Below are 25,837 nucleotides of genomic sequence, written 5' to 3' on the forward strand. Positions count from 1 at the left end.
CACGAAAGACACTGTCATGACTACTTTTTCCGAAACGAATATCACCCATCCCGCACCCCACCGGACGCACACCGTGCTCAACCAGTCGGTGCCCCGCACCGACGTCAACGAGTTCACCCTCGACACGGTGCTGGCCGAGGGCGTGCGCCGCCACGACGCCGACTGGGCCACCCGCGAACTCACCGACATCGGCGCACTCGTCGGCAGCGCCACGTTCCAGCACGACGCCGAACTCGCCAACACGATCATCCCCGAACTGAAGACGTTCGACCGCTGGGGCAACCGGATCGACGAGGTCGAATACCACCCCGCGTACCACCGGATCATCTCCGCGGCCGTCGCGCACGGGGCGCACACGTCGGCGTGGGCCGACCCGAAGCCCGGTGCGAATGTCGCTCGCGCAGCGGCATTCATGATGTTCGCGCAGATCGAACCCGGACACTCCTGCCCGATCTCGATGACCAACGCCGTCATCCCCTCCCTCGACCTGCAACCCGACGTCGCCGCGATCTGGAAGCCGCGCGCGCTGTCCCGCAGCTACACCCCCGAACTCGACGCACCCGGCAAGGCGTCCGCGATCTTCGGCATGTCCATGACGGAGAAGCAGGGTGGCTCCGACGTCCGGGCCAACACCACCGTCGCGACACCCGCCGGACGCGGCGGTCCCGGCGCAGACTACCTGCTGACCGGGCACAAGTGGTTCTGCTCCGCGCCGATGTCCGACGCGTTCCTCGTGCTCGCGCAGGCGGAAGGCGCGGGCGGCGAGGGCCTCTCGTGCTTCCTGCTGCCGCGCATCCTCCCGGACGGCACCCGCAACGTCTTCCGCATCCAGCGGCTGAAGAACAAGCTGGGCAACAAGTCCAACGCGTCGTCCGAGATCGAACTCGACGGCACCGTCGGCGACATGGTCGGTGAACCGGGACGCGGCGTCCGCACCATCATCGAGATGGTCGCGCGCACCCGCCTCGACTGCGTGCTCGGCAGCACCGCGGGCATGCGGCAGTCCGTCGCCGAGGCAGTGTGGCACGCCCGCCACCGCTCGGCGTTCGGGAAGGTCCTGGCCGATCAGCCGGCCATGACGTCGGTGCTGGCCGACCTGGCGCTGGAGTCGGAGGCGGCCACCGTCACCGCGCTGCGCCTCGCCCGGGCACACGACGACGACGCGAACGAGCAGGAACGCAGCTTCCGCCGGCTCGCGACCGCGGTCGCGAAGTACTGGATCTGCAAGCGCGGCCCGCACCACGCCTACGAGGCGCTGGAATGCCTGGGCGGCAACGGTTACACCGAGGACTTCCCGCTCGCCCGCCGCTACCGCGAGCAGCCCGTCATGGCCGTGTGGGAGGGGTCGGGCAACGTCATCGCCCTCGACGTCCTGCGCGCGATGACCCGCGAACCCGACAGCGTCGCCGCATTCGACGCCGAGGTGAACCTGGCCCGCGGCAGCAGCGTGGTGCTCGACGAGCACCTCGACCGGGTCCGTCGTCAGCTCGGCGAACTCGCCACCGAGGACCCGGCCCGCGCACAGTTGCGCGCCCGCACCGTCGTCGAATCGATGGCCCTCGCACTGCAGGCGTCGCTGCTGACCCGGTTCTCGCCCACCGCCGTCGCAGATGCATTCGTCGACGCCCGCCTCGGCCCCGACCGCACCCACGAGTACGGCACCCTGTCCCCGGCCGCCGATCTCGGGTCCATCCTCGACCGGGCGTAGGCGGCTCCGCCGCCCGTGCGCCTTTCTGGTAGCTGGAACAACCAGAAAGGCGCACAAGCCCGGAGGGCCTACTTCAGCACCGTCGGACCCAGGAACTCGCACACCTGCAGGGCGAGAGCGAGATCCAGCTTGCTGTGGGTGCCGGTGGCGGGGTCGCCGAGGGCTTTGGTGATGCGGTATTTGACGGTGTTGCGGTGCAGGTTCATCTGCTGGGCGGTGTGGAGGTGGCTCTCGCCGGTCGCGAAGTAGGTGCTCAGCGTGGTCCGCAGTGTCGCGGCCTGATCGGTGTTCTCCGCGAGCGGGCCGAGGACCTCCCACACCCAGGCTCGGGTGGAGTCCAGGTTCTCGGCGAGGAGGGAGACGACGGCGACGCCGCGGTCGCCGAAGCCGACGATCGGCCGGGCCTGGGTGTTGGGCACGGTGGCGACGGAGTAGGCGGCGCGGGCCTGTTCGTGTGACCGCCGGAATCCCGCGACCCCGGTTGCGGGCAGTCCGATCGCGGTCCGGATTCCCGGGTTCGCGGGCAGGGTTGCGGCGAGTTCGGTGGTGTCGAGGACGGGTTTCCGGCGGCCGAAAGGGAGCCAGGCCCACAGGGTTCGGCGGTCGATGGCGGTGACGATGGGTGCTGAGTCGGTGGCGAGGTGGCGGGCGAGGTCCCGCACGTAGTGGTCGAGGGTGTTGAGGCTCGCCTCGGTGTCGGGACCGGTGGACCACAGGATCATCGCGACGTGCGTCTGCTCGAGCCGGTAGTGCGTTTCGGTCTCGAATGCGGACCCGTCGTCGCCCGTTCCGGTGAGGAGGGTGTGGATGGTCGACGAGTGGACGTTGCCGCGGGCACCCAGCCAGCGCCGTCGTTCCTGCTCGTAGGCGTCGAACACGTACAGCGTGATCCAGTCGATGTAGCTGTACACGACCTCCGAAATGTGTTTGAGCACAGCGAGGGTCAGCGGTCCGGACAATTGGAGGGAGCTGACCTCGTCGTAGCAGATCTTGATCAGGTCGTCCTGGCCCATGTGGTACGCGCGGACCAGCGAGTTCGACGACACGTCGCGTTGGGCCAGCCGCAGCGCGTACTCCACGGCGGCGGTGGTGGGCTGCAGGTGATCGACGGGAATGTCGTTGGCGAGGACGTGCACGATCGTCGAGACGTTGCCGTTCACGCTCGCCTCGAGCAGTTCGACGAGTTGCGGGTCTTCGTCGAGTTGGTCGATCTCGTGCGCGAGCAGCGCGCTCATCGAGCGGGTGATCTCCGCTTGCCGCACATCGAGTTTCCGGGCGATACCGGCGACGATGTCGAGGACCTCGGCTTCCGCCATCGCGGGCACCCGCGCCATGCGGCGCCTGGCACCGGCGCCGCGGTCGCCGGGGGCGGGACTGCTCACAGCACGTCCCCTCCGCCCTTCCGCAGATAGCGCAGGGCCGATTGCGCCGCGTTGTACCCACACATGCCGTGTGCCCCGGCGCCGGGCGGCGTCGATGCCGAACACAGGTACGTGCCGGGGATCCCGGTGCTGTACGGGTCGAGGGCGATGCGCGGCCGCAGCACTACCTGGGTTTCGGTGTTGGCTCCGCCGATGATGTCGCCGCCGACGTAATTGGGATTCGACGCGGCCAGACGCGCCGGTCCGCTACTCACCGTGGCGACGACGCGGTCCCGGAAGCCAGGGGCGAACCGTTCGATCTGCGCGGTGATCGCCTCCGTCGCGTCGCCTGTGTAGCCGTGCGGGACATGGGCGTACGCGTACAGCGGATGCAGATCGCCGTTCGAACGACTGCGATCGGCGAGGTATTGCTGACCGAGGAGGACGAACGGCCGCCCCGGCATCCGGCCCGCAGCGACGTCGCGTTCGGCGGCCGCGATCTCGGCGAAGCTGCCACCCAGGTGGACGGTCCCGGCGCGTCCACATTCGGGATCGGCCCACGGCACCCCGCCCTGGATGGCGAAGTCGACCTTGAAGGCGGCGGGCGCGTGCTTGAACCGCCGGTACGCACGGGCCACCCGGTCGGGCAGGCGAGCGCCCAGGATGCCGAGCGCGGCGGACGGCGCGACGTCCAGCAGGACGACGTCGGCGGGCGGAAGTTCGTTCCAATCGCGGACGTGGACACCGGTGGTGATCTTGCCGCCCCGGTCGGTGAGCAGGGCGGCGAGTGCGCCGGTGATCGACTGCGACCCGCCCTCGGCGACCGGCCAGCCGTAGCGGTGCCCGGCGGCGACGATCATCATCCCGACCGCGGACGTCGCGGGCCGGTCGAGGCGGTAGTAGGCGTGCGCGGCGGCGCCGCCGAACAGTGCGCGGGCCTTGTCGGTGCGCCACCAGCGGGCCGTCACCGCGGCCGGCAGCAGGGCCCGGGGTCCGAAGCTGGCGAGCCGAAGCGGGTGCCGGGGCACGTTCGCGATCGGACGCATGAGGTCGGCGGCCAGGTCGTCGAATCCGTCGGCGAGTCCGCCGAACATGCGCTGCCAGCGCGCGCCGTCCTCGCCGAGTCCGGCGGCGGTGGCCGCGATCGACCGGTGCAGCAACCCCGCCTCACCGGAGTCGAGGGGGTGGGCGCAGTCGATCTCCGGCCACTTCCACGTCAACCCGTACCGGCCGAGGTCGAGGGTCTGCAGATACGGCGACCCGGCACCCATCGGGTGGAACGCCGAGCACTCGTCGTGCAGCAGTCCCGGGACGGTGAGTTCGCCGGAGCGGGTGCCGCCGCCGATGGTGTCGGCGGCCTCGAGGACCTGGACGTCGACGCCGTGCCGGGCGAGGTGGACCGCGGCGGCGAGCCCGTTGGGCCCGCTGCCGACCACGACTGCGGTGGTCACGGCCGCACCACCAGATCTGTCTCCTGCATCCTCGCCTCCCGCGTCCGCACGTTCGAGCCGTCTCCTTCCAGTGTCCACTGCACGTCGAACGGAATGGGACCGTTCGGCAGCCACGGCTGCTCGTTGATAGCGTCGGACACCTTGTAGGTTCCCCGCTCGATGACGCCGAGGGCGGCGTCGATCACTTTGTACTGCTGAGTGCCCCTGTGGATGGGCTGCGATTCGATCCACGCGACGACGAACTCGCCAGGAGCGAAGTTGCAGCGCCGCTGGAGTGCCGCAATCAGGAACTCGTTGTGCAGGTGACCGTCACCGAAGTTGAATGCCACCAGCGAGTTGCAGCTGAACTCCGCCTCGCGCAGCGAGTAGGTGTCGATGTCGTCGCCGAGGTGGCGCATCATCAGCGAGAACAACGCCCGCCCCTGGCTGTGCATCGACCGCCAGCCGAGCAGTTGGTGCATCACCACGTCCGCGACCTCCGGCGGGTAGGTGGCGAGCAGCTGGGTGCGCGTGTTCTTGGTGGGACGGATGATGTGCTCGTCGAGCTTCTCCTCGGCGCCCGGTGCGAAGGCCCAGGTGGCGGACGCCCAGTTGCCGGCGTACTGACGCATCGACGGCAGGAACGAGACGAGGTCGGGGCGCAGGTTGCCGAGGATCGGGAAGAACGCCAGGGCGGCGACGATCACCGCGGTCAGCCACACCGAGGACATGTCGGCGACGCCGTACCCGTCCCAGGCGGGAAATCCGAGGAACAGGAAGATCGACGCGTAGGCGAACAGCAGGTTCCACTCGAGCGGCACCGCCAGCGGGAACGTGGACAGGATGAACAGGTGGAACGCGACCATCAGCGCGACTGCGAGCAGCGTCAGCGTGCGGTTGGTGGTGAACAGCAGCACCAGCGGGGTCACGACCTCCACGACCGTCCCGAGCACATGGGCGACACCACCGGCGACGATCGACGGCCGCAGGTCCTCGGGGAAGTTGCGGTAGTGCGCGCGCTTGATCTTCTTGAACGGCATCCACGGGGTGTTGCTCAGCATCGGCGGCACCACCATCGAGAAGTGGTGCCCGAGCTTGGAGACGCCCGCCCCGACCCACACCGAGACGATCAGCAGCTTCAGCGCGATGATCATGTCGACGAACGGCAGGATCCCGAAGAAGACGATCGCGGGCAGGTACTGCTCGCTGCGGGCCGCGATGAAGATGACCTTGTCGCGCAGACCGATCAGCACCAGCAGCGCGATCAGGGGAAACAGCACCGCGGGGCGGACGAGTCCGGAGTTGTCGGTGATGGCCGCGTCGATCGACGACGTGTGTACTCCCGGAAGTATCAGCGCCACAATGATGTTGAGCAGTAACGCCGCGTAGATCAGGACGTCGCCGACGGTGCGGGTGTCGCCCGAGGTGAACGGCACCTTGCCCGGCCACGGTGGGAGCCGGATGGTCCCGGGGCGCAGCCAGTACAGGATGCCGCCGGTCATCGGCTTGAAGTGCCCGGCGAGCGGACCCCACGAACCGGCGAGACCCACCGATTCGAGCAGCACCGTCCACAGGATCAGTTTCTGGTAGACGATCGGCTGGTTCCACCAGGCGCCGACGTCGAGGACGTTCAGGCCGGACGTGAATGTCGCGAGCGACAGTCCGATGCCGAGGTAGAGGACGAGCAGTTTCAGAATGTAGATGGTGTGCACCATCTTCGGGGTTCCGAAGCCGTAGTCGACCCAATGGGTCGACATGGCGCGCAGGCGGTCGCGGAACGGAAGATCGAGGAAGGTGGCGGGGTCGACTTCGGGGAAGTTCCCGGTCTTGAATCCCATGGGAGGCTCCTGAGGGTAGGGGGCATCGCCTCGGGTGCGTCCCGAGGTGTGGGGTGTTACTGGATCAGCTGACGGCGGCAGGCCGGTGGCGACTCCGCAGTCCCGGCTTGTCGATCTTGCCGACAGGGTTGCGGGGCAGCGCGTCGACGATGTGAATGGCCACCGGCAGTTTGACTTTCGTGAGCCGGCTACTCAGGTGCTCGGCCAGGACTTCGTGGGTGACGGCGGTGTCCGGGTACGTGACCACGTATGCGACCGGCACCTCGCCGTACACGTCGTGCGGGGCTCCGATCACGGCCGCCTCGAGGACGTCGTCGTGGGTGGCGAGAGCGTTCTCGATCTCCTTGGGGTAGATGTTCTCCCCGCCGCGGATGATCATGTCCTTGATGCGGTCGACGAGGGTGAGGTAGCCGTCGTCGTCGAGTCGGCCGACGTCGCCGGTGTGCAACCAGCCGTCGACGACGGTGCGTTCCGTTTCCTCGGGGCGGCCGAGGTAGCCGCGCATCACGTTCGCGCCCCGGATCACCACCTCGCCGACCGTCCCCGCAGGCACCGGTGCCCCGGACTCGTCGACGATCGCGATGGTCTGACCCGGCAGCGCGGGGCCGACGGTGCCCAGCTTGCGAACGCCGGCAGGCGGATTGCACGCGGACGCGCACGTGCCCTCCGTCAGCCCGTAGCCCTCGACGATGACGAGCCCGAAACGCTGCTCGGCGTGGTCGAGAAGTTCCTTGGAGATCGGGGCGGCCCCGCAGACCGCGAACCGCAGCGAGGAGGTGTCGCCGACGGTTTCCTGAGAGACCAGAAGCGCGTAGATGGTCGGGACCGCGGAGAAGTACGTCGGCCGCAGGCGGGCGACGTCGTCGAAGAACCGGGCCGGTGAGAAGCGCCCGGTGACGCTCAGCTGACCGCCGGCGAGCATCGGGGTCAGGAAGCTGACGCAGATCGCGTTGACGTGGAACAGCGGGAGGATCAGGAGGCAGTGGTCGTCGGCGGTCAGCGAGAAATGCTGCACCATCGAGGAGCTCATGAATTGCAGGTTGTCGTGGGTGAGCATCACGCCCTTGGGGCGTCCGGTCGACCCGGACGTGTAGATCAGCAGGGCGAGGTCGTCTCCGCTGGCGGTGATGCCGGGTGCCCAGGCGGGGTCGGGGGTGGTCGCCATGTCGCCGACGGCGATCGCCGGACGGCCACCGGTCGGTGCGTCAGGTCCCTCGTTGACGACGAGAACCGCTGTGGCGTCGTCGATCTGGTACTCCGCCTCGCTTGCGGTGAATGTGGGATTGACCGGGGTGGCGGCCGCACCGATCCGCCAGGAGGCCATCAGGGCGATGAGCAGTTCCGCCCGGTTCGGCAGCATGATCGCGACGACGTCGCCACGTCCGACACCGTTCTCGGACAACTGTGCGGCGAAGGCGTCGACCCGCTCCGCGAACTGGCGGTACGTCAGTTCGAGTCGGTCGTCGCGCAGGCACGGCGCGTCAGCACGCTGTGTGGCGAGGTCCCAAGCGAAATACCCGATGTGCGACACGATTTCGTCCGCCCTTTCGTTGTGGTGTGATCCACAACACTATCGAGGGGTTTTCGTGCAAGAAACGGCCTCGGGGGCTCGAGTTCGGGCGGTTCGTTGTCGGTTGAGCACAATCGCGACCGTCCGGGGGTTGACACCGTGCCGCGGGCGTGGTCAATATATGCAAACGCTTAGAAAATAAGCACATGCTTAGAACTGAGGGGCTGCAGGTCCGCACCGACTGCCGTCCACCACGTCAATCGGTAGGAGTTACTCATGCCCGAGGCCGTCATCGTTTCCATCGCCCGTTCCCCGATCGGTCGCGCCATGAAGGGATCGCTCAAGGGCATGCGCCCCGACGACCTCGCCGCGCAGATGGTCCAGGCGGCACTCGACAAGGTGCCCGCGCTCGACCCCACCGACATCAACGACCTGATCCTGGGCTGCGGCCTGCCCGGCGGCGAGCAGGGTTTCAACATGGGCCGCAACGTCGCGGTCCAGCTGGGCTACGACTTCATTCCCGGTACCACCATCACCCGGTACTGTTCGTCGTCGCTGCAGACCACCCGCATGGCACTGCACGCGATCAAGGCCGGTGAGGGCGACGTGTTCATCTCCGCCGGTGTCGAGACCGTGTCCCGGTTCACCGCGGGCAACTCCGACTCGCTGCCCGACACCCAGAACCCGCTGTACGCCGACGCGCAGACCCGCACCGAGAAGCTGGCCCAGGGCGGCCAGCAGTGGGTCGACCCGCGTGAGGAGGGCCTGGTCCCCGACACCTACATCGCGATGGGCCAGACCGCGGAGAACGTCGCGCAGATCACCGGCATCACCCGCGAGGAGCAGGACCGGTGGGCGGTGCGCTCGCAGAACCGCGCCGAGGAGGCCATAGGCGCCGGCTTCTTCGAGCGGGAGATCACCCCGGTGACCCTGCCCGACGGCACTGTCGTGTCCACCGACGACGGCCCCCGCGCCGGCACCACCTACGAGGCCGTCAGCCAGCTCAAGCCGGTGTTCCGTCCGGATGGGACCGTGACCGCCGGCAACGCGTGCCCGCTCAACGACGGCGCCGCCGCTCTGGTGATCATGTCCGACACCAAGGCCAAGGAGCTGGGGCTGACCCCGCTGGCCCGGATCGTGTCCACCGGGGTGTCCGGGCTGTCGCCGGAGATCATGGGTCTCGGCCCGATCGAGGCGTCCAAGCGGGCCCTCGCGATCGCGGGACTGGGCATCTCCGACATCGACCTCGTCGAGATCAACGAGGCGTTCGCCGTGCAGGTGATCGGGTCGGCGCGGGAGCTGAACATCGACGAGGACAAGCTGAACGTCTCCGGCGGCGCGATCGCCCTCGGTCACCCGTTCGGCATGACCGGTGCCCGCATCACCGCGACCCTGCTCAACAACCTGACCACCCACGACAAGCAGTTCGGCCTCGAAACCATGTGCGTCGGAGGCGGACAGGGCATGGCGATGGTCCTCGAACGGCTGTAGGCGGCTCCGCCGCCCGTGCGCCTTTTTGGTAGCCAGAACAACCAGAAAGGCGCACGGGTGCGAAGCGCCTATGCCAGGCCCGACAGCGGCGGCGGGGTGTTCTCGTCACGCCACGCGATGGCCTCCTTCAGAGTGCCGAGGTCGTAGTCGGGACCACCCACGCCCACGGTGAACAGGGTGACGCCGGCGTCGACATGGGCTGCCGCGTCGTCGACACCCGGCCACGACGTGGAGTGCTGGATGCTGTCGGGGCTGCGTCCGGCATCCCGTGCGTACCCGGCGAGGATCCCCGACTTACGTTTGTACGTGTCCATGTCGCTGAAGCTGTGCCAGATGTCGCCGTACTGCCCGACCAGCGGCAGTGTCTTCTTCTCGCCGCCGCCGCCGATGAGGATCGGAATGTGCCGGGTGGGTGCGGGTTCCAGCTTGCCGAACCGGGCGGTGATCCGTGGAAGGTACTCGGCGAGCAGGTTCAGCCGCGACCCCGCGGTGCCGAATTCGTAGCCGTACTCGTCGTAGTCGCGCTCGAACCAGCCCGAGCCGATGCCCAGGATCAACCGTCCGCCGCTGATGTGGTCGACGGTCCGGGCCATGTCGGCGAGCAGATCCGGGTTCCGGTAGCCGGCACACGTGACGAGCGCACCGATCTCCACTCGCTCCGTCTGCTCGGCGAACGCCCCGAGCATCGTCCAGCACTCGAAGTGGGCGCCGGCCGGATCGCCGTACAGCGGATAGAAGTGGTCCCAGTTGAAGACGATGTCGACGCCGGCGTCCTCGGCCCGCAGCACCGCGTCGCGGATCAGCCCGTAGTCGGGCGCGTGCTGCGGCTGAAGCTGGACACCGATGCGAACTGGACGAGTCATTCGTGGCTCCTCGGAGTAGACGTTGGGCCTTCCCGATCCATAGTGCTCGCGCGACGGTCGGGCGCACAACGAACCCGCCGAGCGGGCGATTTGAGCGGGCGAATGTACCGTCCGGCGCCCCAGATACGCCAAGCGGTACATTCACCCGGTTGTCGGCGCGTCTTCCGCCCATTGACTCCGAAACGGATGAGGACGCATCACCGCCCGACCACACGGTGGACGTGGAAGACTGGGTGTGTGAAGGTCACGCAGAGGCCTGACCCGCCGACCGGGATCCGGCGGACGTTCTTCCGCGCGCCGATCTACCTCTACCGCGTCCACCTCGGCTTTCTCCTCGGTGGCCGATTCCTGCTCCTCGAACACGTGGGGCGCAAGACCGGCGTCCGGCGGCAGGTCGTGCTCGAGGTGGTCAACCACGACGCCGTCGGCGACGGGTACGTGCTGGCCGCCGGGTTCGGTCCCAAGTCCGATTGGTACCGGAACCTGCGTGCACAACCGAGCGCGAAGATTCAGGTGGGCCTCCGGCGACTCTCGGTGACAGCCGAATTCCTCGATTCCGAGACCGGTGCGGACTTCATGGCGCATTACGCGGCGGAGCATCCGAAACTCGGACTGCGGATCGCCAAAGGCATGGGCTTCGACGTCGACGGCAGCGCGGCGGACTTCCGGGCGGCGGGCCGTGAAATCCGTTTCGTTCGGCTGCGTCCCCGCGCCTGAGGCAACTCAGTTCAGCCGCACCCCGCCCGCGAGGAGCATGGTGCGCAGGACGAATGCCGCCTCGGGGCCGATGATCTCCCCGACCAGGGTGAGGTAGCGGTCCACGTACTCCGGTCCGTGCGGGGCGACCGTCGGGTAGTCGGGGTCGGACGGATCGAGGTGATGGGCGACCTCGTGGAGCACCACCAGTTCGCGGAACGCCCAGGCGTTGCCGTTCCGATGCTCGGGTACCGCGATTGTCGCGCAATCGCTTTCGTAGTGGGCGGCCTTGTTGCCCGACCGCGCGCGGACGTGAACCGGGGTGGCCGCCCGCGTCCAGGTGGATCGCACCCAGTTCAGGGCGAGCACCCGGTCCACGTAATCCTGCACCGAGTCGATCGACGCGAACTTGCGTTCCACCGGCAGTGTCACCTGCGACCCCAGAACGTCGACGACGCGCAGCCCGCGCTCGTCGGCGCGGTCGAACATGGTGCGCACGAGGGCTTCCGCGTCGTACACGGCGGTCCGCTGAGTGTCGCGGGGTCGCTTCACGACGGGATCTGCTTGCGGGCGGTCGACAGTTCGGGTGAGTTGCTCAGGCGGGCGGTCCGGGCGGCGCGGTCGCCGGCTCTGCGGGCGCTCGACGAATGTCCGGCGGATGCCCGTCCTCCTCGCCACGTGCCGCGGGCCTGCGAGTTCTCCGAGTAGTAGTCCTTCAGCTCGAGCTGCTTGTCGCGTAGGACCAGTGCCGTCTCCGCCGAGGACTCCGGCACGGACACCGCCTGCTCCTCGGCCTCCTTCTTGGCGTCGGCGAGGCGCTGCCCGATCCGCGCGGCGTAGGCGAGCTGGAAGTTCAACCGGGCGGTGACACCGGCGACGGGCCGTCGCACCCGTGTCGCGACGCGGCGGCGCCCACGCTTCTCGACCTGCGTCCGCACCGTCGTCTCGCTGCGGTACTCGCCCGACCTGATGTAGGAGTCGGATGCCCGGACCATCTGGATCAGCAGGCTCGCGTACAGGGCTTCGCAGACGTCGATGTCGCCGGCGAACCCGTACGCGTAGATGACGGCCGACGTCTGGGCGATGTCGCACTGGACGTCGTTGGCGGCGGCGATCACCAGGAACAGCTGCGCGTACGTGCGGAGGCCCTTCTTGCCCGGTTCACCGATCGTGATCAGGCGCTGCGTGGGAGTGGCGCGCTTCTCCCGGCCTGCCGCGTGGGCGCGCGCCACGGCGAGGTCGATCGAGGAGGCGGTGGCGAGGCGCTGGGCGGCGGCCATGAAGGCCTCGCCCTCGTGCGGGTTGTCGGTGGATTCCGCCTGCCGGAGGAGCCCACCGATGCGGGTCAGCATCTTGTCGGAACTCACCCAGGCAGGCTAGCCCCCGTGCGCCTTTCTGGTCGTCGGCGCTACCAGAAAGGCGCACGGGCGGCGGAGCCGCCTACAGTCGCTCGAGGTCGTCGAGGATCAGGTTTGCGCCAGTGAGGCCGATGCCGGTGATCCACACCCGGTAGTCGGTCTGGCGGACGCCGTCGCGTCGTGACGGCCCCATCTGCCCGATGAGTACGGGGTCGATCCCCAGTTCACCCGGTGCGGACGTGTTGGCGACGAACGCGATGTCGGAGTCGATCTGGGCGACGTTCTCGAGCGAGATCTCGGACATGTCGTTCTTCGCGTCCCACGGCTGCCCGGTGATGGTGTAGCCGGCCGCGGTCAGCACGGAACCGGAGAACGTGCCGGGCCCGTGCAGGCGCAGGCCGTCGTCCATCACGCGGATGACGTGCGCGGTGCGGCCCCGGCTGGTTTCGGTCAACGCGGCGGCGCGGGCATGGAACGCCGACAGCTTCTGCTCGGCTGCGTCCGTCTCACCCATGGCCTCGGCGAACAACCGCAGCGTCCCCTGCCAGTCGACCGCCGGCGACACGGAGAAGACGGTCGGCGCGATCGCGGACAGCGCGTCGTACAGGTCGCCGTGCCGCTGCTTGCTGCTGAGGATGAGGTCGGGCTGCAGCGCGGCGATCGCCTCGAGGTTCGGTTCGGCGATCGACCCGACGACGGTGGTGCTGTCCAGTCCGCCGCCCAGGTAGGCGGGCAGCGCGTCGGCGGAACCGGCCTGAGCAGCGCCTACCGGGGTCTTCCCGAGCGTGACGACGGTGTCGATGGGCAGGCTGTCGAGGGCGACGATGCGACTGGGCCGGTTGCTCACCGTCGTCGTGCCCATGGCGTGGGTGACGGTGCGCTGGGCGCCGCTGTCGCTGCCCGTTGCCGCGTCGGGTCGCGCGCAGGCGGCGGTGAGCGCGGCCAGTGCGGCTGCTCCCAGCCCGGCTCCGAATTCGCGTCGCGTGAGGGCGTCGACGATCTCCTGCCATTGGACGTCGGTGACATTCGGGGAGCACGTGGCAGAACGCATCCTGGACCTCGATCTCGAAGGGGGTAGAAGATAGGCGAACCTAACCTTATATAGTCTGTTGCGTGAGCGTGCAGACGACGATGTCGCCCGAGGGGTGGACGCCACCGGCCTGCGCGGCGCTCTCCCGGTCACTCCAAGAGCCGCTGTGCGGCACCGCGCCCCGGGTGCGCGGCTGGCTGCTGATCGAGCAACCCGGACCCTGGGGACGCGACCGGCTCCGGCAGAGTCGGCTCGACCCGGTCCTCGGCGACGCACTCGCCGCCCGGTGCGCCGACGCGGGGGTGCGTCCGGTGCTGATCCGCACCCGGGAGCGCCGCGACGTCGCCGCGAGACGTCATGTCTACCTCGTGCGTCCCGGACGAGCCGACGGCTGGGCGGAGCGACTGCTGGTGCGTGACGACCGGGAGCTGCTCGACCTCGACCTCGACCTGTCACCCGGAGTGGGGGAACGTCTCGACCCCACCGAATCGCTGTTTCTCGTCTGCACTCACGGCAAGAAGGACGCGTGCTGCGCGTCGTTCGGACGCCCCGTCGTCACCGGCCTCGGCCACCGCGACGGACGGGTGTGGGAATCGACGCACGTCGGCGGCGACCGATTCGCCGCGACCATGGTGTGCCTGCCGTCGGGCATCTACTACGGCCGGGTCGCCGCGGAGGCGGCGGAACACATTGTCGCCGAACATGATCACGGACGCGTGGTGCTCGAACACTACCGCGGCCGGTGCACCGACGACCCGGTGCTGCAGTTCGCCGAGCACACCGTCCGGGTCGAGCGGTCGCTGCTCGGACTCGACGACGTGATCCCGCTGTCGGCGACCCCGCGGCCGGACGGCGACACCGACGTCCTGGTCCGGCACCCGGCCGGGACCGACCTGGTCCGGGTTCGCACGACCAGCGCCGAACCCCGCCTGACCGCCTGCAGCGCGGGTGTCGTGGACAGCCCGGACCGGTTCGAGGCGGCTCCGCCACCCGTGCGCCGTTCTGGTAGCTAGGGCAACCAAAAAGGCGCACGGGCGCGAAGCGCCCCATGCGGCAGGAGGTCTCGCTGCGGTTGCGCCGGCGACTCGTGGTGTTCACACGGTATTCACCGCCCCGATTCATCGACACATCCATCCCCAGCTGTGGAGAAACCTGTACATGAATGCCGCCAACATGATTCGGACCGAGCGTAATTCGGCCGAATCGGCAGCGGTGGCGGCGCGCGGAGGCCTGACGGCGGTTGCGCGAGCCGATCATCCACCGACCCAGCGGTGAGTGAGAAAGTGCGTCAACAGGTACATTTTCACGCACCTGTGCGCGGCGCCGGGTAGAAGGGACTTCGACGTTCATGGCCACAGTGACCTATGACGGTGCCACCTGCCTGTTCCCCGGCTCGGACAAACCGGCCGTCGACACGCTCGACCTGAAGATCGAGGACGGTGAGTTCCTGGTCCTCGTCGGCCCGTCCGGCTGCGGCAAGTCGACGTCGCTGCGGATGCTGGCCGGGCTCGAGGACGTCCACAGCGGCCGGATCCTCATCGGCGACCGCGACGTCACCACCCAGGAACCCAAGGAACGCGACATCGCGATGGTGTTCCAGAACTATGCGCTGTACCCGCACATGTCGGTGGGCGAGAACATGGGTTTCGCGCTCAAGCTCGCCGGCGCCGCGAAGGACGACATCCGCAAGCGCGTCGAGGAGACGGCGAAACTCCTCGACCTCGAGCCGTACCTGGACCGCAAGCCGAAGGCGCTGTCCGGCGGTCAGCGGCAGCGTGTCGCGATGGGACGTGCCATCGTCCGGCAGCCGCAGGTGTTCCTGATGGACGAGCCGCTGTCCAACCTCGACGCCAAGCTCCGCGTGCAGACGCGCACCCAGATCGCGCAGCTGCAGCGTCGCCTCGAGACGACGATGGTGTACGTGACACACGACCAGGTCGAGGCCATGACGATGGGCGACCGGGTGGCGGTGCTGAAGGACGGGGTGCTGCAGCAGTGCGCGTCGCCCCGCGACCTCTACAACAGGCCGGCCAACGTGTTCGTCGCCGGCTTCATGGGATCACCGTCGATGAACCTCTTCACGTTGCCGATCACCCCCGACGGGGTCCTGCTCGGCGACGCGACCATTCCGCTGCCCCGGCAGCTGCGCGCGGATACCGACGAACGCGAGGTCGTCGTCGGGATCCGCCCCGAACACCTGGAACTGTCGACCACCGGCATCCCGATGGAGGTCGCGGTGGTGGAGGAACTCGGATCCGACGCCTACATCTACGGCCGCAGCACCGTCAACGGGGAGACCCAGCAGTTGGTGGCCCGCGCCGACTGGCGGAACCCGCCCCGCAAGGGTGACCTGGTGAAATTGCACGTCGACCCGTCCCAGGTGCACCTGTTCTCGGCGTCCGAGGGCTACCGGCTGAGCTGACCCGGCGGGGGCCGGAGCGGTTCCTGACCGATTCAGGTCGGGGGTAATGCCGGACTTCTGCGGTGTTCCATGCCACAGTATGTTCCGACACCGCGCCGGTGCCGCGAGTTCTGTCGTGCCGGTAACGGGTTCATCCACATCTACCTACGGGGAGACTCCATGGTTCAGATTTCGAGAGCGGTCCGGCGCGCCGCGGTGTTTGCCACCGCTGCCTCGCTGGTCACGCTCACCGCTTGCTCGAGCGACAGCGGCAGCGACTCCACGTCGGAGAACCTCGACGGTCGCGGACCCATCACGTACGTCGAGGGCAAGGACACCACCGAGACCGGTGTCGTCCGCCAGATCATCGACGCGTGGAACGCCGAGCACCCGGACGAGCAGGTGACGTTCAAGGAGCAGTCGAACGACGCCGATCAGGCGCACGACGACCTGGTCCAGCACCTGCAGGCCAAGCAGTCCGACTACGACGTCGTCGCACTCGACGTCCCCTGGACCGCGGAGTTCGCGGCCAAGGGCTGGCTGCAGCCGCTGACCGGCGAGTTCGCGGTGGACAACACCGGAATCCTCCCCGCCACGGTCGACAGCGCCACCTACAACGGCACCCAGTACGCGGCGCCGAAGAACACCAACGGCGGCCTGCTGTACTACCGCAGCGACCTGCTGCCCGCCGCACCGAAGACGTGGGCCGAGCTGGCCGCCGCGTGTGAGGTCGCGAAGACCAACAACATCGACTGCTACGCCGGTCAGTTCGCACCGTACGAGGGCCTGACGGTGAACACCGCCGAGGTCATCAACGCGTACGGCGGCTCGTTCGTCGGCGAGGACGGCAAGACGCCGACCGTCGACAGCCCCGAGGCCCGCGCCGGCCTGCAGGTGCTGGTCGACAACTTCAAGAACGGTGACATCCCGGCCCAGGACACCACGTTCAAGGAGCCCGAGAGCCAGAAGGCGTTCGAGGACGGCAAGGCGCTGTTCCTGCGCAACTGGCCCTACGTGTACGGCACCGCCGACAAGGATTCGTCCGCGGTCAAGGGCAAGTTCGCGGTCGCCCCGCTGCCCGGCAAGGACGGCATCGGCGCCTCGACCCTCGGTGGCTACAACGCCGCCATCAGCGCGTACTCCGAGAACAAGGCCACGGCCCGCGACTTCCTCACCTTCCTGCAGGGTGAGCAGGCGCAGCGGATCATCGCCATGGGCTCGCTGCCGCCGGTCCGCGCCGCACTGTACGACGACCCGGAGATCATCGCGGCCTACCCGTTCATGCCGACGCTGAAGGTGTCGATCGAGAACGCCGTCCCCCGTCCGGTCACGCCGTTCTACCCCGCTGTGTCGAAGGCCGTGCAGGACAACGCCTACGCTGCCATCAAGGGTGAGAAGTCGGTGGATCAGGCGATCACGGACATGCAGTCCGGCATCCAGTCCGCAGGCTCGTAGAGCACAGGAGTGAACATGGCCGTTCCGACTGGGACCACCAGTGGAGCGCCGGCCCGTCCCGCGGCCGGGGATAACGACCCCGGCCGCGGTTCGCGTGAGAAGAGCGAGAACAGGCGACGCTTTGGGCTGAGCAGTCGCCGCGCGTGGCTGTTCGTCGTGCCGACGCTGGCCGTGCTGGCCGTCGTCATCGGCTACCCGGTGATCCGGGCAGTGGTGATGTCGTTCCAGAAGGACGCGGGACTCGATCCGTCGACCGGCATGTTCGTCGAGGGCGGCTGGGCCGGATTCACCAACTACACGCACTGGATTCTGCAACAGTGCACCTCCCCGAGCGGGGTGGCCGTGGCGTGCCCGCCCGGCACGCTCGGCTCCCAGTTCTGGTCGGCCGTCGGGAACACCGCGTTCTTCACCGTCGTCACGGTGGGCCTCGAGGTCGCGATCGGCCTGTGGATGGCGATCATCATGGGCAAGACGTTCAAGGGCCGCGCCCTGCTGCGTGCGGCGGTCCTGATCCCGTGGGCCATCCCGACCGCGGTCACCGCCAAGCTCTGGTACTTCATCTTCGCCTACGACGGCATCGCCAATCGCCTCCTCGGCACCGAGATCCTGTGGACGTCGGACGCGTGGCCCGCCCGGTTCGCGGTGATCATCTCGGACGTCTGGAAGACCACACCCTTCATGGCCCTGCTGATCCTCGCCGGACTGCAGATGATCCCGCAGGACGTGTACGAGGCGGCGCGGGTCGACGGCGCCTCGGCGTGGCAGCGGTTCCGGCAGATCACGCTCCCGCTGGTGAAGCCGGCGCTGATGGTTGCGATCCTGTTCCGCACGATGGACGCCCTGCGCATGTACGACCTGCCCGCCATCCTGACCGGCGGCAACCCGGCCACCACGACGGTGTCGATCCTCGTGGTCGACCAGGTGCGGCAAGGGTTCAACAGCGCGTCCGCGCTTTCCACCATCACGTTCCTCCTGATCTTCGCGGTGGCGTTCGTCCTCGTGAAATTTCTCGGCGCCAACGCCGTCGAGACTCAGGAAGCCCAGCGAAAGGGGCCGAAGTCGTGACCCATCGCGCCCCGGAGCTCGAACTCCCGAGCAGGCCCGTCCGCCGCAACCGCCCGAAGCGGTTCGCTTTCAAGAACTCCCGCATCTACATCGGTGTCGCGATCATCCTCGTCTGGGGGCTCGCGCCGTTCTACTGGATGATGGTGACGGCGTTCCGCGACCCCGACTACACGTTCGACACCACACCCTGGCCCACGCACGTCACGCTCGAGAACTTCCAGAACGCCCTGTCGACGAGCAGCGGCAACAACTTCACCCGGGCCGTCGTCAACAGCATGATCATCGGCGGTATCACCACCGTCGTCGCCCTCGCCGTCGGCATCTTCACCGCCTACGCGCTGGCCCGCATCGAGTTCCGGTTCAAGTACGTGGTGGTCGGCATCGTCCTAGGCGCGTCGATGTTCCCCGTCGTCGCCCTCGTCACCCCGCTGTTCCAGCTGTTCACGAACATCGGCTGGATCGGCACCTACCAGGCGATGATCATCCCGAACATCTCGTTCGTCCTGCCGCTCACCATCTACACGCTGACGTCGTTCTTCAAGGAACTTCCCTGGGAGCTCGAGGAGGCGGCGCGGATCGACGGCGCCAGCCGCGGTCAGGCGTTCCGGCTGGTGATGTTGCCGCTGGCGGCGCCCGCCCTGTTCACCACCGCCATCCTCGCGTTCATCGCGACCGTCAACGAGTACCTGCTCGCCAGCCAGCTCTCCAGCGACGCCACCGAACCGGTCACGGTCGCGATCGCCCGGTTCTCCGGCAACGACCCGCACGTGGTGCCGTACGCGGCGATCATGGCGGCGGGCACGATCGTCACCATTCCGCTGGTGATCATGGTGCTGCTGTTCCAGCGTCGCATCGTGTCGGGCCTGACGGCCGGCGGCGTGAAGAGTTAACGGTCGAGCGGAGCGAGGGGAAAGGTGCCGGTCGAGCGGAGCGAGGGGAAAGGTGCCGGTCGAGCGGGGCGAGGGGAAAGGTGCCGGTCGAGCGGGGCGAGGGGAAAGGTGTCGGTCATGCATCCGGTGGCGAAGCGGCAGCGGCTCGAGGTTCTGATCGGCATCCTCGGGTTCTTCACGGTGATGGCGTTCATCGCCGCGGTCGTCGAGGTCGTCCGCGGCGACCCCGGCGTCACCCCTGCGCTGGTGTTGCTCGGATGCCTGGTGCTGTCGGGGCTGGCGGTCGTCGCCCGGAATCGGGTGCGCTGAAACAGTACGGTCGGTATGGATATTTGCTGAGCGTTAGCGCGGCGCGCGTCACACTCGAGGCCATTCACATAACATACGTACGGGTGGGTGCGATGATCCTCCGTGACCGGATAACTGACCGGGAGTGTGGAAGTGAGTTCTGGCAACGACGCGACGCGCAACCATGCCTCCGATCCGGGGGGCACACCGCCCGTGGACGACGGTTCGGCTGACACGACCACTCCACCACCGGACGGGAAGAAGAAACGCAACCGGTGGCGCACGGTCCGCCGGGTCAGCCTGGTTGTGATCGCGTTGCTGCTGGTCGTCCCGCTCGTCGGGTTCCTGGTCAGTTACGTCCGCGCCGAGGTCCCGCGCCCCTCGGACATGAAGACCAATCAGGTGGCCACCGTCTTCGCCGCCGACGGCACCACCGAGCTGACCAAGGTGATCCCGCCGGAGGGCAACCGCACTGAGATCGCGCTCGACGCCATTCCCCAGCACGTCCGCGACGCCGTCCTGTCGGCGGAGGACCGCAACTTCTACTCCAACCCCGGCTTCTCCGTCACCGGGTTCATGCGTGCCGCCCGCGACAACGTCCTCGGCAAGGAAAGCGCGGGCGGCGGGTCGACGATCACGCAGCAGTACGTCAAGAACGTGCTGGTCGGCGCGGACCGCAACGTGTACCGCAAGATGCGCGAACTCGTGATCTCCACCAAGATGGCCCGCGAGTGGTCCAAGGACGAAATTCTCGCCGCCTACCTGAACACCATCTACTTCGGGCGCGGCGCGTACGGCATCGAGGCGGCGTCGCGCGCCTACTTCGACAAGCCGGTCGGCGACCTGTCGGTGGCCGAGGGCGCGGTGCTCGCCTCCGTGATCCAGAGCCCGTCCTACCTCGACCCCGAGGCCAACCTCGACCAGCTGCAGGCGCGCTGGAACTACGTGCTCGACGGCATGGTCGCGATGAGTGTGCTCAGTCAGCAGGACCGCAGTGCGGCCGAATTCCCGGTCACCGCCCCGTCCAACCGGCCCACCGACGCCAACTCCGCGCCCGGCCCCGATGGCCTGATCCGCAACCAGGTGCTGCGCGAGTTGTCGGATGCGGGAATCTCCGAGCAGACCCTCAACACCGAGGGACTGCAGATCACCACCACGATCGATCCGAGGGCGCAGGAGTCCGCGATCGAGGCCGTCCACGACAACCTCGAAGGGGAGGATCCGGGGCTGCGGACCGCCGTCGTGTCGATCGATCCCCGCACCGGCGGTGTGCGCGCGTACTACGGCGGCGAGGACGGCGCCGGCTTCGACTACGCCCAGGCGCCCCTGCAGACGGGGTCGTCGTTCAAGGTGTTCGGCCTGGCCGCGGCGCTGGAACAGGGCATCCCCCTCTCCGCCCGCTTCAGCAGTGCACCGCTGACCGTCGGCAGCGTGCAGATCGGCAACGTCGAGGGCGAGTCCTGCGGCACGTGCACCATCGCCGAGGCGACGAAGCGGTCGCTGAACACGAGCTTCTACCGGTTGATGATGTCGCTGGACAACGGTCCGCAGGCCATCGCCGACGCCGCCCACAAGGCGGGGATCCCGGAGTTCATTCCCGGGGTGCAGGGTAAGACGCTCAGCGAGAACGGCGGCGAACCCGAGGGCGGCATCGTCCTCGGCCAGTACCTGTCGCGGCCGATCGACATGGCGTCCGCGTACGCGACGCTCGCGGCGTCGGGAATCTACCACCAGCCGTACTTCGTGCAGCGGGTGGTGACCGCCGACGGCGTCGTGCTCCTGGACCGTGCGCCCAGTCCGGGTGAGCGCCGGCTCGATGCCGCGGTGGCCGACAACATCAGTCAGGCACTGATGCCCATCGCCTCGTACTCGCGGGGCCACGCGCTGGCGGGGGGACGCCCGTCCGCGGCGAAGACCGGCACGGCGCAGCTCGGGGACACCGGCGAGAACAAGGACGCCTGGATGGTCGGCTACACGCCGTCGCTGGCGACGGCGGTGTGGATCGGCAAGGCCGATGCCACCGCCATCAACAACAGCTGGGGCGGCCTGATCTACGGTTCGGGTCTGCCGTCCGACATCTGGAAAGACACGATGGACGGCGCCCTCGAAGACACCGATTGGGAAGACTTCCCGTGGCCCGACCCGATCGGCGGCCAAGCCGGTGTGCCCACGTGGACCGGTCAAACCAGCGGCGACGGAACGGGAACCGGCACCAGCGGGGTTGTCCCGCCGCCCGGTGCCCCCACCCCGGCACCCGTCGAGGTTCCGCCTCCGGCCGTCCCGGTCCCGCCCGTCCCCCCGGTGCCCGCACCCGTCCCGGCGCCGACCCAGATCGAAATCCTGCCGGGCGTCATCATCCCGCTGCCCGGTTAGCCGAGGTTCTGAAACCCGCCGCGCGGCGGAGTCCTGTTCGGCAGCACCACAACCCGCAGCGCGGCGCGGAGGCTTTCCGTCGTCTTGGCCCAGGCGCTTGCCTCGTCCTCACACATGTCGGCCTCCTCGGGCTCTTCCTCGCGGGCGAGTTCCGCGTTGTGGCGCCACTCGATCTCCTGCTCGGTGCAGAGCCGGAGGAACTCGAGGATGGTGTCGCGGTCGCGTCCGCAGATCTCCGCGACGTCGTCCGGGTCGAGCCCGCTCTCGGAGTCGAGGTGGATCAGGGTCACGAGGGCGGCGGGGAACTCGTCCTCGCATTCGTGCTCGGCGTACGAGGACGTGGCGCCGGGTGTGGAATTGAGTTTGCCGCCGAGCTTTTCGGCGAACGCGTCGTCGACGGTGTCCACGAAATGCTCGAACATCCGGAACACCGACACCAGGTGATCCGCGACGAACGGTGATCCGTCGACGCGCATGACGGCGACCACGTTGTCGACGATGAGCAGGAACTTGATGTCGGGCCACTGGCGGTTGAGGTCGGCGAGCGCCTCCGCGGTGCGCGTGCGATCGCTGATCGTGTGGACCACGCGGGCGAACACCTCGACGCGGGCGTCCTCCTCGATCACCCGCACATACGTGGGGAGGTCGCCGACCCAGACGAGGATGTCGCCGTCCGTGTCCTTGCCGGGTGCCTGCTCGAGCATGGATTCGACCGCGGCATCGACACGGTCGCGCAGCCCGGCGCCGTCGCGCAGCTGGGCCGGGACATCGGCCGTACCGAACTCCGGGGTCTCGCCCCGGCCACCGGTGATCGCCTTCAGGAACGAGGGATGCAGAAGGTCCCAGATCTCCCGGAACACGGTGACCGTCATCGACGCTAGCAGGTGGGCGTCCTCCCGGTCGGCGTCGAGGTAGTACGACGCGGAACCGTTGCCCTCGTCGACGTGCTCGCACAGGTCGGGGCGATTCCAGCCGAGCTCGATCAGCCGATCGTGTTCCTCCTCGGTGAGTGCCCGCGCCGGGTGCAGGAAGCGGTTGGACGGCACCTCGCACCGCACCTTGTCGCCGGCCCACGCGAAGAACCGCACGCACGCGGCGGTCTCGACGAGACCGTCGTCGACGCTGTCGTACTGCGACTGCAGCACCAGCTCGTCGTCGTCCTCCATCACGTGCACGTACCCGGTCAGACGGTCCTGGAGTTCGGTCCAGGCGTCGTCGATCTCTCGATCGAAAGTGTTGTCGGACATCACGCCTCCCTCGATGAATCCTGGGTGTCACCGTAGAGGGAGGGTCTGACAAGAAATCGAACACAAAGGCGAATGCACCTTTCGTCGCCGTGAAGACGACGAAAGGTGCATTCGCCGGGAGCTGAGCGACCTATGTGCTCAGATGCTGCTGCGTGGTGAACTACGCGTCGATGATGAACGCCTCGAGCTCGGTACGAGCCTTGTCGTCCGCCATCTGGACCGGCGGGGACTTCATCAGGTACGCGGACGCCGGGTAGACGGGTCCACCGATGCCGCGGTCCTTGGCGATCTTGGCTGCGCGGACGGCGTCGATGATGATGCCGGCCGAGTTCGGGGAGTCCCAGACCTCGAGCTTGTACTCCAGGTTCAGCGGAACGTCACCGAAGGCGCGACCCTCGAGGCGGACGTACGCCCACTTGCGGTCGTCGAGCCAGCCGACGTGATCCGACGGGCCGATGTGCACGTTGCCCGGACCGAGGTCGCGGGTCAGGTTCGACGTCACGGCCTGCGTCTTGGAGATCTTCTTCGACTCCAGGCGATCACGCTCGAGCATGTTCTTGAAGTCCATGTTGCCGCCGACGTTCAGCTGCATGGTGCGGTCGAGCTGCACGCCGCGGTCCTCGAAGAGCTTCGCCATCACGCGGTGGGTGATGGTGGCGCCGACCTGCGACTTGATGTCGTCACCGACGATCGGGACGCCGGCGTCCTTGAACTTCGCGGCCCACTCGGGGTCGGAGGCGATGAACACGGGCAGGGCGTTGACGAACGCGACACCCGCGTCGATGGCGCACTGGGCGTAGAACTTGTCGGCGTCCTCGGAACCCACGGGCAGGTACGAGACCAGCACGTCGACCTTGGCGTCCTTCAGGGCCTTGACGACGTCGACGGGCTCGGCCTCGGAGATCTCGATGGTCTCGGCGTAGTACTTGCCGATGCCGTCGAGGGTGGGGCCGCGCAGCACCGGAACGTCGGCCGGCGGGACGTCGGCGATCTTGATGGTGTTGTTCTCGCTGGCGAAGATGGCCTCGGACAGGTCGAATCCGACCTTCTTGGCGTCGACGTCGAACGCGGCGACGAACTGGACGTCGCGCACGTGGTACTTGCCGAACTTGACGTGCATGAGGCCGGGAACGGTCGCCGTCTCGTCGGCGTCCTTGTAGTACTGCACGCCCTGAACCAAGGACGAGGCACAGTTCCCCACGCCCACAATGGCCACGCGCACCGCGGTGCTGTTCTCACCCATGGTCGGGTTCTCCTTTTTTCTTAGGTGTTGCTGTCGATTGCTCGGCGGCGATCAGCTCGTTGAGCCAGCGCACTTCACGCTCACTGGATTCGAGACCGAGCTGGTGGAGCTGCTTGGTGTAGCGATCCAGCGTGCCGCTCGCTTTTCCGATCGCGTCGCGAAGCGCCTCACGGCGCTCCTCGACCTGGCGTCGTCTGCCTTCGAGAATCCGCATCCGCGCCTCTGCGGGAGTGCGGCTGAAGAAGGCGAGGTGAACGCCGAATCCGTCATCGGTGTAGTTCTGCGGACCCGTGTCGGCGACCAGTTCCTTGAACCGCTCCTTGCCGATCGGCGTGAGCTGGTAGACGCGGCGGGCGCGACGCTTGACGGTCCCCGGAGGGCCTGCGTCCTCGGCGATCAAACCGTCTGCCTGCATGCGTCGAAGCGTCGGGTAGAGGGAACCGTACGAAAAGGCGCGAAATGCACCCAGCAGTCCCGTCAACCTTTTGCGCAGCTCGTATCCGTGCATGGGTGACTCGTGGAGCAGCCCGAGAATTGCCAATTCGAGCACGTCCACCCCCTGAGTCGCCCGACCTAACCGCGTGATGCGATTCAAAACTATATCGCACCGATATATAGGAGGATACGCGCGCTCGATACACGGGACAAGCCGTCACAGGTTGTCAACCCAGGTCCGGGTGTCCGGCTGCGTCGCCGAATGTCACACCGGTGCCGTCTGACTGAACGAATGTCACATCGGGCGACCAACCGCGGCCGACGGCACCCGACGGCGGCTGGTGGGCAACGACCCTGGACGCTCAGTCCTCGTAGGGGTAGATGTCGAACGGTTCGCCGTCGAATCCGACGACCATGTGTCCGGTGTGGCCGGCGGCGTTCTTCACGTGGATGGAGATGGTCGGCGGTCCGTCGTCGGACCCGGGTTCGTACCGGAAGGAGACGATCTCCACCGCCCCGTCGGGGACGCGCAGGGTTCCGGGTGCCCCGGCGAGCAGTCCTGCGATCGCGACCTGGTCGACGGTGCCGAGGTCGAAGGACTTCTCGTCGTCGGATCGGGTGGAGGAGCTGCCCCAGTCGTCGAATTCGCCGTCGTAGAGGTAGGAGTCGGATTGCCGGGCGTTGCCGGAGGACGGCCGGTCGAAGACGGCGTGGGCCGGGTAGAGGCCGAGTTCGTCGGCGACGGTGTCGCCGTATGCGGCGCGGTACTCGTCGAGGAAGAAGTGCAGCCCGGCGCCGGTGGTGAGGTTCGGCATCGATTTCGACGGGCCGAGGTCGCTGTTCGCGACGGCTCCGGCGATGCCGCCCGCGGCAGCTGCGGCGGCGACGAGGACCGCGGCGTACACCCACCGTCGCGACGACCGGCGGCGTCGCGGCGACACGACGGGGCTGGCCGCGAGCCGGCTGGGGATCTGGAGGTCCCCGATGAGGCGGTCGAGTTCGTCGAACGTTTTCGCCCGCATCGCCGTGGAGGTGCGGGAGGCGTGTTCCTCCGCGGACAGTTGCCCGTCGGCGAGTGCGGCGTCGAGCATCCCGCAGGCGTCGGCGCGGTCGGAGTCGCGGGCGCGGATTCCCGCGAGCGTGGTCCTGGGCATC

The 25,837-nt window shown here is 68.0% G+C and carries 22 protein-coding genes; 10 read left to right on the forward strand and 12 right to left on the reverse strand.

From position 1 onward, the window contains the following. The first annotated feature begins 16 nt into the window (after positions 1-16). Positions 17-1,708, forward strand: coding sequence for an acyl-CoA dehydrogenase family protein (locus QM806_RS12245; protein ID WP_283291531.1), 1,692 nt, complete (start codon positions 17-19; stop codon positions 1,706-1,708). 68 nt (positions 1,709-1,776) lie between these two features. On the opposite strand, the gene QM806_RS12250 is transcribed toward QM806_RS12245, so the two are convergent. From QM806_RS12250 to QM806_RS12265, 4 genes are all read right to left on the reverse strand, one after another. Beyond that, positions 1,777-3,090: a PucR family transcriptional regulator gene (locus QM806_RS12250; protein ID WP_430459371.1), complete on the reverse strand. Its 1,314-nt coding sequence runs from the start codon at positions 3,088-3,090 to the stop codon at positions 1,777-1,779. Further along, positions 3,087-4,520, reverse strand: coding sequence for a phytoene desaturase family protein (locus QM806_RS12255; RefSeq protein WP_005570368.1), 1,434 nt, complete (start codon positions 4,518-4,520; stop codon positions 3,087-3,089). The genes QM806_RS12250 and QM806_RS12255 overlap by 4 nt, the downstream gene beginning before the upstream one ends. Continuing rightward, complete coding sequence (locus QM806_RS12260; RefSeq protein WP_283291533.1) at positions 4,517-6,337, reverse strand: DUF3556 domain-containing protein; 1,821 nt, start codon at positions 6,335-6,337, stop codon at positions 4,517-4,519. Before QM806_RS12260 ends, QM806_RS12255 begins: the two co-directional genes overlap by 4 nt. Positions 6,338-6,401: 64 nt before the next feature. Further along, positions 6,402-7,868, reverse strand: a complete 1,467-nt coding sequence (locus QM806_RS12265; protein ID WP_064080195.1) for a class I adenylate-forming enzyme family protein — start codon at positions 7,866-7,868, stop codon at positions 6,402-6,404. Positions 7,869-8,123: 255 nt separating this feature from the next. Between QM806_RS12265 and QM806_RS12270 the strand changes: the two genes are divergently transcribed. Further along, on the forward strand, positions 8,124-9,338 hold the full coding sequence (locus tag QM806_RS12270; RefSeq protein ID WP_054248112.1) for an acetyl-CoA C-acetyltransferase: 1,215 nt from the start codon (positions 8,124-8,126) through the stop codon (positions 9,336-9,338). 68 nt (positions 9,339-9,406) lie between these two features. Here QM806_RS12270 and QM806_RS12275 read toward each other — a convergent pair whose 3' ends face one another. Next, positions 9,407-10,201, reverse strand: a complete 795-nt coding sequence (locus tag QM806_RS12275) for an LLM class F420-dependent oxidoreductase (protein ID WP_005264455.1) — start codon at positions 10,199-10,201, stop codon at positions 9,407-9,409. Positions 10,202-10,438: 237 nt separating this feature from the next. Here QM806_RS12275 and QM806_RS12280 point away from each other — a divergent pair, with 237 nt between their 5' ends. Then, positions 10,439-10,918 (forward strand): nitroreductase family deazaflavin-dependent oxidoreductase, encoded by a 480-nt coding sequence (locus tag QM806_RS12280; RefSeq protein ID WP_005570361.1) that lies wholly within the window; start codon positions 10,439-10,441, stop codon positions 10,916-10,918. A gap of 6 nt (positions 10,919-10,924) precedes the next feature. Here QM806_RS12280 and QM806_RS12285 read toward each other — a convergent pair whose 3' ends face one another. From QM806_RS12285 to QM806_RS12295, 3 genes are all read right to left on the reverse strand, one after another. Continuing rightward, positions 10,925-11,449 carry a TIGR04338 family metallohydrolase gene (locus QM806_RS12285; protein ID WP_005264453.1) on the reverse strand — a complete coding sequence of 175 codons (525 nt, stop codon included), beginning with the start codon at positions 11,447-11,449 and terminating at the stop codon, positions 10,925-10,927. Next, positions 11,446-12,264, reverse strand: a complete 819-nt coding sequence (locus QM806_RS12290; protein WP_283291538.1) for a DUF2786 domain-containing protein — start codon at positions 12,262-12,264, stop codon at positions 11,446-11,448. The genes QM806_RS12285 and QM806_RS12290 overlap by 4 nt, the downstream gene beginning before the upstream one ends. A gap of 73 nt (positions 12,265-12,337) precedes the next feature. Further along, a complete protein-coding gene (locus tag QM806_RS12295; protein ID WP_283291540.1) occupies positions 12,338-13,306 on the reverse strand; it encodes an ABC transporter substrate-binding protein in 969 nt (322 codons plus the stop codon). A gap of 62 nt (positions 13,307-13,368) precedes the next feature. Here QM806_RS12295 and QM806_RS12300 point away from each other — a divergent pair, with 62 nt between their 5' ends. The 7 genes from QM806_RS12300 to QM806_RS12330 all read left to right on the forward strand — a co-directional run bounded on the left by QM806_RS12300 (position 13,369) and on the right by QM806_RS12330 (position 21,757). Beyond that, entirely contained in the window at positions 13,369-14,298 is a 930-nt protein-coding gene (locus QM806_RS12300) for a ferredoxin family protein (protein ID WP_120660126.1), read from the forward strand. Positions 14,299-14,633: 335 nt separating this feature from the next. Then, positions 14,634-15,707 (forward strand): ABC transporter ATP-binding protein, encoded by a 1,074-nt coding sequence (locus tag QM806_RS12305; RefSeq protein WP_269591041.1) that lies wholly within the window; start codon positions 14,634-14,636, stop codon positions 15,705-15,707. Positions 15,708-15,866: 159 nt separating this feature from the next. After that, entirely contained in the window at positions 15,867-17,141 is a 1,275-nt protein-coding gene (locus QM806_RS12310) for an ABC transporter substrate-binding protein (protein ID WP_005264448.1), read from the forward strand. 15 nt (positions 17,142-17,156) lie between these two features. After that, the gene (locus QM806_RS12315; RefSeq protein ID WP_005570354.1) at positions 17,157-18,206 is read left to right on the forward strand and encodes a carbohydrate ABC transporter permease; all 1,050 of its coding nucleotides are present in this window, start codon (positions 17,157-17,159) and stop codon (positions 18,204-18,206) included. Further along, the gene (locus tag QM806_RS12320; RefSeq protein ID WP_005249640.1) at positions 18,203-19,096 is read left to right on the forward strand and encodes a carbohydrate ABC transporter permease; all 894 of its coding nucleotides are present in this window, start codon (positions 18,203-18,205) and stop codon (positions 19,094-19,096) included. Before QM806_RS12315 ends, QM806_RS12320 begins: the two co-directional genes overlap by 4 nt. 117 nt (positions 19,097-19,213) lie before the next feature. Next, entirely contained in the window at positions 19,214-19,405 is a 192-nt protein-coding gene (locus QM806_RS12325; RefSeq protein WP_043791782.1) for a hypothetical protein, read from the forward strand. Positions 19,406-19,537: 132 nt separating this feature from the next. Then, positions 19,538-21,757 carry a transglycosylase domain-containing protein gene (locus QM806_RS12330; RefSeq protein ID WP_502943852.1) on the forward strand — a complete coding sequence of 740 codons (2,220 nt, stop codon included), beginning with the start codon at positions 19,538-19,540 and terminating at the stop codon, positions 21,755-21,757. Here the strand turns inward: QM806_RS12330 and QM806_RS12335 are convergent. From QM806_RS12335 to QM806_RS12350, 4 genes are all read right to left on the reverse strand, one after another. After that, a complete protein-coding gene (locus tag QM806_RS12335; RefSeq protein WP_283291546.1) occupies positions 21,754-23,004 on the reverse strand; it encodes a T3SS (YopN, CesT) and YbjN peptide-binding chaperone 1 in 1,251 nt (416 codons plus the stop codon). The genes QM806_RS12330 and QM806_RS12335 overlap by 4 nt on opposite strands. 160 nt (positions 23,005-23,164) lie before the next feature. Continuing rightward, entirely contained in the window at positions 23,165-24,247 is a 1,083-nt protein-coding gene (locus tag QM806_RS12340) for an inositol-3-phosphate synthase (RefSeq protein WP_005264442.1), read from the reverse strand. Next, positions 24,240-24,797, reverse strand: coding sequence for a PadR family transcriptional regulator (locus tag QM806_RS12345; RefSeq protein ID WP_005264441.1), 558 nt, complete (start codon positions 24,795-24,797; stop codon positions 24,240-24,242). The genes QM806_RS12340 and QM806_RS12345 overlap by 8 nt, the downstream gene beginning before the upstream one ends. 247 nt (positions 24,798-25,044) lie before the next feature. Then, positions 25,045-25,836 carry a DUF1707 SHOCT-like domain-containing protein gene (locus tag QM806_RS12350; RefSeq protein WP_169695274.1) on the reverse strand — a complete coding sequence of 264 codons (792 nt, stop codon included), beginning with the start codon at positions 25,834-25,836 and terminating at the stop codon, positions 25,045-25,047. Position 25,837 lies beyond the last annotated feature (1 nt).

Source organism: Rhodococcus sp. IEGM 1351 (genome assembly GCF_030056875.1).
Classification (GTDB): Bacteria; Actinomycetota; Actinomycetes; order Mycobacteriales; family Mycobacteriaceae; genus Rhodococcus_F; species Rhodococcus_F opacus.

Bases quoted from the DNA above. Each gene is read 5' to 3' on its own strand.
- QM806_RS12340 (WP_005264442.1), bottom strand. From the start codon at position 24,247: ATGGGTGAGAACAGCACCGCGGTGCGCGTGGCCATTGTGGGCGTGGGG.
- QM806_RS12295 (WP_283291540.1), bottom strand. From the start codon at position 13,306: ATGCGTTCTGCCACGTGCTCCCCGAATGTCACCGACGTCCAATGGCAG.
- QM806_RS12350 (WP_169695274.1), bottom strand. From the start codon at position 25,836: ATGCCCAGGACCACGCTCGCGGGAATCCGCGCCCGCGACTCCGACCGC.
- QM806_RS12270 (WP_054248112.1), top strand. From the start codon at position 8,124: ATGCCCGAGGCCGTCATCGTTTCCATCGCCCGTTCCCCGATCGGTCGC.
- QM806_RS12315 (WP_005570354.1), top strand. From the start codon at position 17,157: ATGGCCGTTCCGACTGGGACCACCAGTGGAGCGCCGGCCCGTCCCGCG.
- QM806_RS12305 (WP_269591041.1), top strand. From the start codon at position 14,634: ATGGCCACAGTGACCTATGACGGTGCCACCTGCCTGTTCCCCGGCTCG.
- QM806_RS12260 (WP_283291533.1), bottom strand. From the start codon at position 6,337: ATGGGATTCAAGACCGGGAACTTCCCCGAAGTCGACCCCGCCACCTTC.
- QM806_RS12275 (WP_005264455.1), bottom strand. From the start codon at position 10,201: ATGACTCGTCCAGTTCGCATCGGTGTCCAGCTTCAGCCGCAGCACGCG.
- QM806_RS12335 (WP_283291546.1), bottom strand. From the start codon at position 23,004: ATGTCCGACAACACTTTCGATCGAGAGATCGACGACGCCTGGACCGAA.
- QM806_RS12310 (WP_005264448.1), top strand. From the start codon at position 15,867: ATGGTTCAGATTTCGAGAGCGGTCCGGCGCGCCGCGGTGTTTGCCACC.
- QM806_RS12245 (WP_283291531.1), top strand. From the start codon at position 17: ATGACTACTTTTTCCGAAACGAATATCACCCATCCCGCACCCCACCGG.
- QM806_RS12325 (WP_043791782.1), top strand. From the start codon at position 19,214: ATGCATCCGGTGGCGAAGCGGCAGCGGCTCGAGGTTCTGATCGGCATC.